The sequence below is a fragment of the Marinagarivorans sp. genome, from assembly GCF_982758155.1.
Window position 1 is genome coordinate 1 of record NZ_CEXWTU010000171.1, and the last position, 11,006, is coordinate 11,006.

Genomic DNA, 11,006 nt, shown 5'->3' on the forward strand with positions numbered 1-11,006 from the left:
GCGATGATGTTACTGCTGAGATTCGACAGGAGCATGTCGGTATGGCGGCTTCTCAGGTAGCGGCATTGCAACCCGTGCGTGATGCGCTTTTGCTGCGTCAGCGAGCTTTTGCCGCTACCGGAGGTCTAGTCGCTGACGGAAGAGACATGGGAACCGTTGTTTTTCCTTCTGCACCCGTTAAGTTTTTTCTTACTGCAAGTGCGCAAGAGCGAGCAATACGTCGAGTTTTGCAGTTGGAAAAATTGGGTGAGAAAGCCGATAAAGCGAAAATATTGTTTGATATTGAGGCGCGAGATAAACGTGACCGCGAAAGGGCTAGCTCGCCATTAGTGCCGGCAGCCGATGCAATATTGCTAGATTCGACAGAAATGTCCATTGATCAAGTTTTTGAACAAGCAATGTCTGTTATAAATAAAGCGGGCTTGCCGTCATAAACTAAGTGCAGTCCGCAAATTACAAAAGGGTGTTTGTGAAATGGTAAAAACAATTTACGTGTGGGCTGTGCGGTTATTGATGTTGGTGTGGTGGCTGTTTCTCGCACTGTTCGTTACCAAATTTTATCTCGACAATACCGATGTGGTGAGCGTCTCCTTTATGCATTGGACGATGTCGGAGATTGCTGTATCTACCTTAGCTTTTGCGCTGCTCAGTGGCGGGATGGTGTTGTCGTTATTAATATTGTTACCCTGGGTTTTTGTTCTGCGAATTAAGCTTAAGCGTCTCGAAAAGCAGCTTAATCGAAGCCAGGCTTCGCTTAATGCAATCGCAAAGACGTAGCTTTAACTATGGAAACTAACTCTCTTCTCATTTTCCTGCTCTTCCTTAGTGCTTTAGCGATTGGTTATCTTTTGGCAAAAAGGCCATTGAATCTAAAGGGTAAGATGGGCGCGAAAGCTTCACGTGTTAGCTTGGATCGTTACCGCGAAAGCTTGAACTACTTGATTACTGAGCAGCCCGACGCAGCCATCGATGCCTTAACGGCAACGCTGGATGTTAATGAAGATACCCTAGAAACCCATATGGCGTTAGGGGCTATGTTGCGTAAGCGGGGGGAGGTAGATCGTGCGATTCGAATTCATCAAAATGTCTTATCTCGGCCTGGCTTAACTAAAGATCAGGATTTACAGGCTCGTCTAGCGCTAGCCGAAGACTATTTAAAAGCGGGATTGTTTGATCGAGCTGAAGCGTTATATAGCGAATTAAGTCACGTTGATGAAGCGGGCATTGCAACTAAAGCCTTAACGCGCCTGGTTGAGGTTTACCAGAGCGAAGGGGAATGGTTGCAAGCTGTTGTGGCTGCTGATGCATTGTCTCAAACTGATGCTGGCGACTATTGGCGCCGTTTACAGGCGCAGTTCTATTGCGAAATCGCTGAGCAGTCGCTCTCTAGAAATTACTACGGCGATGCTCAAGAGGCGCTGAATAAGGCTCAAGTACTGGATGTTGATTTAGCCCGAACACTTATTCTGAAAGGGCAACTAGCACTTGCTCAAGGGCATCGTCAGCAAGCTTTTGAGTTATTCAGGCAAGTCCCTTTAAATTTCACGGCACATAACGCACAGGTGTTACCTCTTCTGATTGAGGCTTATACGAAGGCCCATAAAGCCGAAACACTACAAGCTTTTTTGGCTGGGCTTTATCGGCAGCAGCCGTCTGCTTTATTGTTGCCGGAAATGGCGCGCGCAATGGCCGAAAAAACGACTGAATCTGACGCCATTATTTTCTTGATAAAAGAGCTGGAGCAGTGGGCGCATTTGGAATCACTGAGTGATGTTCTGGGGATTTTACCGGTATCCACGTATCAGCAGTTGTCACTGGAATCTTTGCTGGGTATTGTCGAGCAGCGATTGCAGCAGACGCAATCCTATGAGTGTCAAAGCTGTGGCTATTCCGGTCAGGAGCATCATTGGCACTGCCCCAGCTGTAAGAGCTGGGGCACTGTTATCTCAACGCACTAGTTTATTACGGCGTTCATTTACTCTACCGTGGGTGCATGAGAGGCTAGATCGTCCCGTATTATATTGCCGCACTCATCGATAAAAAACGGCTGTACTCGTCCCTTTTCTTTTCCCGCTTTTCGGATCATTGCTTCTAGGTACTCACTGTGATTGTTGGCAAATCGCTCGCAGTGCGCACTGCCTTCGTCAAACGTGATGCGGTAAATCGTCGGCTCAGTGGCGCCGTCGCAAATCATGTAATCGAAGCTTTGGTTGTAATGCGCTATAAGTAGCCCGCTGCTGGGGAGTAGCAGCTCGCTATTAATCATAGTTTTGTGAAACTCAAATTCTTCAGCGATTTCTTTGAGGTCGTCAAAATAAATAGCTGCCCAGCCCGACAGGTGGCCTGCGGAGCGCCCGCAGCGATGTAGAAAGTGCACATAGTTGGCGGGAAACCTCAAATCAAAAAAAGCTTCCATGACTTTAATTTCTGCGAGGGGTACACCTACGAGGTCATGACTTTGGGCCACTCCGAGCTTACTCATCAGTTCAGTTAGTTGTTGGAAGTGCATAAGCTCTCTGTCATTTAAGTAAGGTTGCATGCTTGCTAAAAATAAGATGCGTCCAATCTGAGGCATATTCTAGGTGAAGTTGGTGTGCTGTCCAGAATATTCAGATAGTTGACGCCTTCAATTTGTCAGACAGGATTACGTACTGAGTGACTATTTATTGTCATTATTTCGTGTATTTTTGATCCCGTCTTCGCATATATATCGCAATTTGTTACGAGGTCGGTTTTCTACAATAAATTGATCTTAAAGATATGGGGTAATGTGCTGGGTGGTGAGTGTTTTTTAATCAAGGGGAGGGTAGACTTAATCTTGTAGCAACTCTTAATTTTACTGGAGGGGATATATGAACTCCGTTATGTCTGCAGGGTACCAAGGTATGGTGCAAAGCCAGCAATCAATGCAGCGCTATGCACAAGATATTGCCTCAACCAATACTGATCTTCGCCGTGACTCGGCGTCAAGCTCCACATCGGCACCGCCGAGCCAATCACCACTCGATGCGCAAAGAGGCCAGGGGAGCGACGCAGCTCCTGTTGCTGAAGTTCCGGCATCGCAACAAACGCAAATTATTAATGATGACCGTTTGGCGGCCTCTGATGGCGGTAGATCGGCAACGGAAAACATTGTTGCGCTACGCCAGCAAGAGCAAATATTCACGGCCTCAGCCAGTGTTGTAAAGGTGGGTGCTGAAGCTGTTGGAAGTCTAATCGACGATTACAGTTAGGTGTAGGCTAACTTAAGAGAGGGCATCAGGATGATATCTTCAACTGCAACTGCGCCATTTTTGGCGTCGTCACACTTGTCTGCTGCTGGCCATGTGCGTGACGCAGTCACATCTTCGAATTCGTCCCTTCAGCCACTTACTTCGGCTGAAACAATGACTCAAGTTCAGGCTTTTCAGTCGCAAGAATTACAGTCAAATGGTGACAAAAATACACATTTGAATACAGCTGAGGCACCTCTGCTTTATGGCGTCGATGGAAGACTTACATCACATGCTTCCACAGGCGATTCCTCTGAACGTGAGAATAATTCGATAGGGTCTCCGGATGAAAGGCAAGCCAAGCAAGCGCTTAAGAGTAAAGAGGAGCTGCAATCTGAAGTTGAAAAGCAGGAGGTGGTTCGTGAATTGGCAGCACGAGATCGAGAAGTGCGAATGCACGAACAAGCCCATGCCTCGGCTGGAGGTGCATACGCCGGAGCACCAAAATACCAATTTGAGCGTGGACCGGATGGGGTGAGTTATGCTGTCGGTGGCGAGGTTGCGATTGATGTGGGCGCTGCTGCAACGCCAGAGCAAACCATTGCAAAAGCTCAAATAATTCGGCGTGCCGCGCTTGCCCCTGCTGAACCGTCGCCGCAGGATCGCCAGGTTGCTCAGGAGTCTATTCGCATGGAGGCTGCTGCAAGGCAGGAGCTTCAAACCGAAATAAGAGCGGATGAGGAGGAGGTTTTAGCTTCGAGAAATCAAGTGGAAGGGACTGACGAGCCGGCTTCTGGGTCGGTAGTGAAAGAGGATGCCGATGCTAATCTTGCGCTGGATACCCAGCAAAACGTAGACCGTCGGGCGATCAGCACTTATATGCAAGTAAATACAGACATAGGGCTGTCGTCGCAGCCCCTTTTTAATGCAACAATTTAGGCTCTTTTTCGTCGCAATACACGGGCTTCGCCCATAAGAACTAGGAGCTTGACAATCAATGCGGCATTAAGAGCTCCGCCAGATTTTTTGGGGGCGGGTAATGCGGCGGTTGTGCGCGGTTCAATTTTAAGAGGTTGTTCATCTAGGTTGTCGGCATTGTTAGCCGTGGCATCAGTAATAATAACGTTGTAGATGGTGACAAAGTTATCACCTGATGGGTTGTTTTGCGGGGTGTTCTCGTAGTCTTGAAGGGGGACTTTTGTGCCGATGCCTGTACCGCCGGTCTTAGCGTCTACGTTCTCGATGTTTAGTGCTGCGATGGCATCGATAGCGGACATGCCGTCACCAATGACTTGCCCGAAAACTGTATAGCCACCATTAGCATAATCGAGGTTTGCGCTATTATTACCGAGATTGAAAAACCATTGGCTAGTCGCGCTATTAGGTGACCCTCCACGTTTTGCCATTGAAATAGTGGCTCGAATATTGGAGTAGTGCGCTTCATTGACTACTTGCGGATGGGTTGTGATGGGGTTAAACGTTACGGATTCTGTAAGATTAAAGCCTCCTCCCTGAATCACAAAATTTTGAACCGATCGATGTATCACTGAGTCTTCGTAGGCTTCTTCTTCGACGTACTGTAAAAAATTTGCAACGGTCTTTGGTGTTTGTTCGTCAAAAAGAATAACCTCGAAGTTTCCGTGTGAGGTTTGAAACTGAACTGTTGTTGCGTAGCTATCAACGGCTAAAGCCATGGAGCCTAAGGCGCAGGCGACTAGGGATGTAAATTTAAACATTATAGAGATCCGTGTAATTCATTTGAAAGCGTTATATGCAACGGATAATAGCATGCTCGTTATTTTGAACGTGCACAGCTTTCACGAAAATTATAATTTGAGAGCTTGCGTTATTTGGGTAGCTATAGCAGCTGGTGATGCGTTGCTTATTGATATTGTGAGGTTGGCGTAACGCTGATATAGCGGGCGTCGCTCATCAAAAAGTGCTTGGAGGGTTTGCCCCTCTGGCTTTGCTAGGCCACGCTGAGAAAAATCGCCAATACGTTCTTCTATCGTGCCAAAGGGTGCATCTAAAAAAACGATTAAGGCTTGCTCTGCAAGATGGTTAAGGGCATTTTTGCTATATACAGCGCTTCCTCCTGTGGCAATAACACTGCGAGAGCTTTCAATGGCTAGTAGCGCTTGTGCTTCCATTTCGCGAAGGCGAATATAACCCTGTTCATCCAGTAGCCTCTGTAGTGAGTTCTTTTGTTCCTGTTCGATTAGTTCATCGCTGTCGATAAAGCCATAACCGAGCAGCTGTGCGAGGATATGGCCTACTGTACTTTTACCGGCACCAGCCATACCTATCAAGACAATGTTATTTTTTGCCATGCTCCTGCCCATATCCCCCCGTCGGTGCTTTTTAATGTGTTGATATCATTTGGCGCGCGTGAGCAAGGGCTTCATTTGAGTCTATAGGCCCGCCAACCATACGCGAAATTTCGGCAATAATATCATCTCCGCTTAACGCCGTTATTTCTGACCGTATTGTATCTCGCTGTTTGGTTTTTCTTACGTTTAAGTGGTTGTGAGCCTTGCTGGCGACTTGGGCGAGGTGGGTTACGCATAAGACTTGTACTTTACTGCCTAGCTCGCGTAAAAGTGAGCCAACAGTATCGCCTGTGGTGCCACCAATGCCGGCGTCGACTTCATCAAAAATTAATGTGGGTGTGGTCTGGATGGCTGCAGTGACCACTTGTATTGCTAAACTTATACGTGAAAGTTCGCCACCTGAAGCCACTTTTTGCAGTGAGCCTGCTGGCTTACCCGGTATGGTTGAGATGAGAAACTTAACGCTATGGTTACCATATTGGCTTGGTGCATTATTGGCTTCGAAGTCGATAAAAAAGCTCGCGTGCTCCATATTCAAAGCTTTTAAGCGCTGGTTGATGGCTTTGCAGAGGCGCTTTGAGGCTTTGACTCTATCTCCATGGAGCTTGTCGGCATTATCTGTGTAGGCCTGGAGTGCTAGTAAGGACTCTTTTGTCAGTATCGTAATATGTTCGTCACTGCATGCGAGTCCCTCCAGTTCGGCGATCAATGCTTGGTGGTGTTCGTACAGCGTGCTGGGCTGTACTTTATGTTTACGTGCAACGGTATAAATAGCTGAAAGACGCTCTTCAATATTGGCAAGGCTGCACTCTTCCTCGCTATAGCTCTGTGCGGTGCCGTCCACATTATCTATGGCTTCTTGAACGTTAATTAACGCTGTTTTGAGCATTTCACAGGCATCATTAAATGATGCGTCATGCTTGATGAGGGATTGTAGTTGTGTGGTGCACCAATGCAGCTGTGTTTGTATGCTTTGCTCGCTATCGCGACCACAGTGAATGATGGATGCACAGGTTTCTTTCAGTTCTTCGGCATTGGATAGTCTTTTTTGCTGAGCTTCTAAAGTTTTAACTTCATTACCTTGAAGCTCTAGGAGTGTTAGCTCATCGACTTGGTACTTTAAAAGTTGGTATTGAGCGCCCTGAGAGTCTGCGATTTCTTGGGCGGATGCCAATGCTTGTTCTGCTTGCCTCCAGTGCTTAAAGGCCTTGTCTGTCGCACTGGTTAAGTGAGGGTAGCTGCCAAAAGTGTCCAGTAAGCGCCGTTGTGTGTTCGGGGTAAGTAATGCTTGGTGTTCATGTTGGCCGTGAATGTTAACAAGTTTACGGCCAAGTTCTTGGAGTTGTGAAAGGGTGGCGCTATGGCCGTTAATTGAGCAGCGAGAGCGCCCTTGAGGGGTTATTATTCGTTTAAGAAGGCATTCATCGCCGTTAATGGCAATGTCCTGTTCCTCTAGCCATTTCTTAATATGGGGCTGCGCGCTAAGGTCAAATAGTGCGGAGACTTCTGCGTTTGCGGCGGAGTCATGAATGGCTTCGCCGCGGGCTTTATTGCCAATGGCCAACCCTATGGCATCAAGCAGTAGCGATTTTCCAGCGCCAGTTTCCCCTGTTAAGGTGGTGAGGCCTGGCTGAAACTCTAAATCGAGACTATCAACGAGTGTGTAGTTGTGTACGTCAAGGTGGCTAAGCATGGCGGCTCTCCGTAAATGTATTGGTTGTTTATACAGTACTTTTGTTCGCTTTACCAAGGGTTCGTGTTATCTGTCGCTTAAACCCTTGAATCGCTTTTACCTGCCCCCATTAACTCTTCCACTGAAAAGTACTTTTTGTCTGAGTTCGCCCTAGGCGAGCTTACGATTACTGAAACAATTTAAACGGCTGGTTAGGAGATGCAATTGTGAGCCAAGATCCTTCGCAAACACAAACAAATGAAACAGAAGCGCTAGAAGACGATCAAGTCGAGTTGAGCTCTGTTGATACAGCGGCGCCAGAGTCCATCGATGTGGCTGCGCTGCAAGCTGAAATTGAAGCTTTAAAGAATGAAGTTGCTGGTGCCCAAGAGCAGGTCCTGCGAGCTTCTGCAGAAATGCAAAATGCTCGCCGTCGCGCACAGCAGGATGTAGAGAAAGCACACAAGTTTGCCTTGGATAAGTTTGTAGGCGACATGTTACCGGTAGCCGATAATCTAGAGCGCGCCCTTGAGGCGGCCAGTAATCAGCAGGGTAGTCTCGAAACTATTATTGAGGGTGTTGAGCTTACCCTAAAGTCTATGGCCGATGGCTTGAAGCGCCATAACGTTGAAGCGGTGGATCCTGCTGGCGAGCCTTTCGACCCTCAGTTACATCAAGCGATGTCGATGGTGCCGGACCCTAATGTTGAACCAAACACCGTCATTAATGTTTTCCAGCGCGGGTACACCTTAAATGGTCGCCTAGTGCGCCCTGCGATGGTTGTCGTCAGTAAAGCAGAATAAAACGATGAGTTGCGGTTGAAATATTAGCAACAGCGCCAATATAGCATGCATGCAGTGGTGCGCCGGTTTCGGAAAAGCCAGTGGCGTAGATGGTTTATGCACTTGATCCTGATTAAGTTAGCATGCCTCAAATAAATTTTTAAACACAGTTAAATTTTTAACGCTGTAAGCAGCGGTAAAAGTAAGATCAGGCGAAGGCCTAGAGGAGCATATTATGGGTAAAATTATTGGTATTGACTTGGGTACAACCAACTCATGCGTTTCTGTTTTAGAGGGCGGCAAGCCAAAAGTCATTGAGAATGCAGAGGGTGATCGCACGACACCATCCATTGTCGCTTTCGCTGAAGATGGCGAAGTGTTGGTTGGCCAAAGCGCAAAGCGTCAAGCTGTAACTAACCCTAACAATACTTTATTTGCGGTTAAGCGTTTGATTGGTCGCAAGTTTAAAGATACTGTTGTTCAAAAAGATATCTCCATGGTGCCGTATAAAATTGTCGGTGCAGACAATGGTGATGCATGGGTAGAGATCAAAGGCGATAAAAAGGCACCACCACAGATTTCAGCTGAAGTCTTGAAAAAGATGAAAAAAACGGCCGAAGACTATTTAGGCGAGGCAGTAACCGAAGCGGTTATTACTGTTCCTGCGTACTTTAATGATTCACAGCGCCAAGCAACAAAAGATGCCGGTAAAATTGCAGGCTTAGATGTTAAGCGTATTATCAACGAGCCAACGGCAGCGGCATTAGCTTATGGCATGGATAAAGCTGAAGGTGATCGTACAATTGCTGTTTATGACTTGGGTGGCGGTACATTTGATATCTCAATCATTGAAATTGCGGATGTTGATGGCGAGCACCAGTTCGAAGTTCTGGCGACTAATGGCGATACGTTTTTAGGTGGTGAAGATTTCGACTTGCGTTTGATTGAATTTTTGGCTGCTGAATTTAAGAGCAGTAATGGCATCGATTTACATAACGACCCGTTAGCACTGCAACGTTTAAAAGAAGCGGCTGAAAAAGCAAAAATTGAGTTATCTTCAAGCCAACAAACTGAAGTTAACTTGCCGTACATCACAGCTGATGCAACGGGACCAAAGCATTTGGTTGTTAAGTTAACTCGCTCGAAACTTGAGTCGTTAGTTGAAGATCTTGTAAAGCGTTCACTCGAGCCATTGAAAACTGCGCTTGCCGATGCCGATCTTTCTGCCAGTGAAATTGATGATGTGATTTTGGTCGGCGGCCAAACGCGCATGCCTATGGTTCAAAAGTACGTTACAGAATTCTTCGGTAAAGAGCCGCGTAAAGATGTAAACCCTGATGAAGCTGTAGCAATGGGCGCGGCCATTCAAGGCGCCGTACTCTCTGGTGATGTAAAAGACGTATTGTTGTTGGACGTAAGCCCTTTAACTTTGGGTATTGAGACGATGGGTGGCGTAGCTACTCCTTTGATCGATAAAAATACGACCATCCCAACCAAAAAGTCACAGACTTTCTCAACGGCAGACGATAACCAAACTGCGGTGACTATTCATGTTGTTCAGGGCGAGCGTAAGCAAGCATCTGGCAACAAGTCTTTGGGCCGTTTTGACTTAGCTGATATCCCGCCTGCACCTCGTGGCATGCCGCAAATCGAAGTGACTTTTGATATTGATGCTAACGGTATCTTGAATGTTTCAGCGAAAGACAAAGCGACAGGTAAAGAGCAATCGATCGTTATTAAAGCTTCGTCGGGATTGAGCGATGAAGAAATTGATAAGATGGTTCAAGATGCTGAAGCCAATGCTGAGGCTGACCTGAAGTTCGAAGAGATTGTGACCAGCCGAAATACTTTGGAAGGTTTGATTCACGCGACCAAGAAAACACTTGAAGAAGCTGGCGATAAAGCGACTGAAGAAGAAAAAACAGCAATCAATGAAGCAATTGCCGAGGCTGAGGTAGCGGTTAAAGGTGACGACAAAGAGAAAATGGAAGCGGCAACTAAAAAGCTGACTGACGCTTCTGGTACTTTGGCGCAAAAACTTTATTCTGAGCAGCAAGCGGCATCAGGTGCTGGCGACGCGGCTAGTGAAGCTGAAGCAAATAATGCCGACGACGGTGTTGTGGATGCTGAGTTCGAAGAAGTTAAAGACGAGAAGTAAATAAATGCCCTGCTTGCAGGGCATTTTTCCGTCATAGTGCGCGATAGCAATTGCTATTTCGCTTTGAATTTTAGAAGCAGGGTATAGCCCTGCTTTCCTTATATTTAACCGTAGGCAAGATAGTCAGACATGTCGAAGCGAGATTATTACGAAGTGCTGGGCGTTGCAAAAAGCGTCGACGAGAAAGAGCTTAAAAAAGCGTATCGCCGCATTGCTATGAAGTGTCACCCGGATAGAAACCCGGATAATGCTGAAGCCGAAGAACAATTCAAAGAAGCCAGTGAAGCTTATGAAGTGTTATCGGATTCTCGCAAGCGAGGCGCTTACGATCAGTATGGCCACGCTGGCGTTGATGGTGCAGCCGGCGGCGGCCATCACGGCGGCGGTAATGGTAACTTTAGTGATATTTTTGGTGATGTTTTTGGTGACATCTTTGGCGGTGGTGGCGGAGGCGGTCGTCGTGGCGGCCCAGCTCGCGGCTCCGACCTGCGTTATACCTTAGACCTTGGCTTAGAAGAAGCTGTTAAAGGCACTAGCGTAAAAATTAAAGTGCCAACATTGGTTAACTGTAAGCCTTGCTCAGGATCCGGCGCCAAGCCTGGAACACAACCTAAAACCTGTTCTACTTGTGGCGGTGTTGGCCAGGTTCGAATGCAGCAAGGCTTCTTCCAGGTTCAGCAAACATGTCCAACATGTCGCGGAAAGGGCAAGGAAATTGGCAGCCCTTGTGGGTCTTGTCAGGGGCAGGGTCGCGTAGAAGAAACCAAAACTCTTAGCGTTAAGGTTCCACCTGGTGTTGATACGGGCGATCGCATTCGTTTGTCCGGTGAAGGTGAAGCAGGCACTGATGGT

At 47.2% G+C, this 11,006-nt stretch carries 12 protein-coding genes; 8 read left to right on the top strand and 4 right to left on the bottom strand.

Going from position 1 to position 11,006, the window contains the following annotated elements; translation table 11 throughout:
* From cmk to AC3A8L_RS15640, 3 genes are all read left to right on the top strand, one after another.
* Window positions 1-434, top strand: a 434-nt coding sequence (gene cmk, locus AC3A8L_RS15630; protein WP_487963203.1) for a (d)CMP kinase, incomplete at its 5' end; no start/stop codon positions are given.
* Window positions 435-474: 40 nt separating this feature from the next.
* Entirely contained in the window at window positions 475-777 is a 303-nt protein-coding gene (locus AC3A8L_RS15635) for a LapA family protein (RefSeq protein ID WP_487963204.1), read from the top strand.
* A 104-nt stretch (window positions 778-881) separates the two neighbouring features.
* Window positions 882-1,958, top strand: coding sequence for a hypothetical protein (locus AC3A8L_RS15640; RefSeq protein ID WP_487963205.1), 1,077 nt, complete (start codon window positions 882-884; stop codon window positions 1,956-1,958).
* A 17-nt stretch (window positions 1,959-1,975) separates the two neighbouring features.
* Here the strand turns inward: AC3A8L_RS15640 and AC3A8L_RS15645 are convergent, their stop codons facing one another.
* On the bottom strand, window positions 1,976-2,509 hold the full coding sequence (locus AC3A8L_RS15645) for an SMI1/KNR4 family protein (RefSeq protein WP_487963206.1): 534 nt from the start codon (window positions 2,507-2,509) through the stop codon (window positions 1,976-1,978).
* Window positions 2,510-2,852: 343 nt separating this feature from the next.
* On the opposite strand from AC3A8L_RS15645, the gene AC3A8L_RS15650 reads away from it, so the two are divergent.
* A complete protein-coding gene (locus tag AC3A8L_RS15650) occupies window positions 2,853-3,233 on the top strand; it encodes a hypothetical protein (RefSeq protein ID WP_487963207.1) in 381 nt (126 codons plus the stop codon).
* Between the two features lie 30 nt (window positions 3,234-3,263).
* The gene (locus tag AC3A8L_RS15655; protein WP_487963208.1) at window positions 3,264-4,151 is read left to right on the top strand and encodes a putative metalloprotease CJM1_0395 family protein; all 888 of its coding nucleotides are present in this window, start codon (window positions 3,264-3,266) and stop codon (window positions 4,149-4,151) included.
* Here the strand turns inward: AC3A8L_RS15655 and AC3A8L_RS15660 are convergent.
* The 3 genes from AC3A8L_RS15660 to recN form a co-directional block, all read right to left on the bottom strand.
* Window positions 4,148-4,948: a peptidylprolyl isomerase gene (locus tag AC3A8L_RS15660; RefSeq protein WP_487963209.1), complete on the bottom strand. Its 801-nt coding sequence runs from the start codon at window positions 4,946-4,948 to the stop codon at window positions 4,148-4,150. The genes AC3A8L_RS15655 and AC3A8L_RS15660 overlap by 4 nt on opposite strands.
* 90 nt (window positions 4,949-5,038) lie before the next feature.
* Window positions 5,039-5,542, bottom strand: coding sequence for a shikimate kinase (locus AC3A8L_RS15665; protein ID WP_487963210.1), 504 nt, complete (start codon window positions 5,540-5,542; stop codon window positions 5,039-5,041).
* Window positions 5,543-5,573: 31 nt separating this feature from the next.
* The gene (gene recN, locus AC3A8L_RS15670; protein WP_487963211.1) at window positions 5,574-7,235 is read right to left on the bottom strand and encodes a DNA repair protein RecN; all 1,662 of its coding nucleotides are present in this window, start codon (window positions 7,233-7,235) and stop codon (window positions 5,574-5,576) included.
* A gap of 203 nt (window positions 7,236-7,438) precedes the next feature.
* On the opposite strand from recN, the gene grpE reads away from it, so the two are divergent.
* From grpE to dnaJ, 3 genes are all read left to right on the top strand, one after another.
* Complete coding sequence (grpE, locus tag AC3A8L_RS15675) at window positions 7,439-8,017, top strand: nucleotide exchange factor GrpE (protein ID WP_487963214.1); 579 nt, start codon at window positions 7,439-7,441, stop codon at window positions 8,015-8,017.
* A gap of 214 nt (window positions 8,018-8,231) precedes the next feature.
* Complete coding sequence (dnaK, locus tag AC3A8L_RS15680) at window positions 8,232-10,154, top strand: molecular chaperone DnaK (protein ID WP_487963212.1); 1,923 nt, start codon at window positions 8,232-8,234, stop codon at window positions 10,152-10,154.
* A gap of 129 nt (window positions 10,155-10,283) precedes the next feature.
* Window positions 10,284-11,006, top strand: a 723-nt coding sequence (gene dnaJ / locus AC3A8L_RS15685) for a molecular chaperone DnaJ (RefSeq protein ID WP_487963213.1), incomplete at its 3' end; no start/stop codon positions are given.